The 304-nt window shown below is 44.4% G+C and carries 1 pseudogene; it reads right to left on the bottom strand.

Features of this window, described 5'->3' with window-relative positions:
- Positions 1–268, bottom strand: a pseudogene (locus SB786_RS35935) (class A beta-lactamase LEN-27); the annotation flags it as partial.
- Between the last annotated feature and the right edge of the window lie 36 nt (positions 269–304).

Below are 304 nucleotides of genomic sequence, written 5' to 3'. Positions count from 1 at the left end.
CGAGTTGCTCTTGCCCGGCGTCAATACGGGATAATACCGCGCCACATAGCAGAACTTTAAAAGTGCTCATCATTGGAAAACGTTCTTCGGGGCGAAAACTCTCAAGGATCTTACCGCTGTTGAGATCCAGTTCGATGTAACCCACTCGTGCACCCAACTGATCTTCAGCATCTTTTACTTTCACCAGCGTTTCTGGGTGAGCAAAAACAGGAAGGCAAAATGCCGCAAAAAAGGGAATAAGGGCGACACGGAAATGTTGAATACTCATACTCTTCCTTTTTCAATATTATTGAAGCATTTATCA

It is taken from the genome of Burkholderia sp. SIMBA_062 (assembly GCF_046534765.1).
GTDB lineage: Bacteria > Pseudomonadota > Gammaproteobacteria > Burkholderiales > Burkholderiaceae > Burkholderia > Burkholderia ambifaria.
The sequence above is the reverse complement of the archived record's forward strand: the minus strand, read 5'-3'. Positions and strand labels throughout refer to the sequence as shown.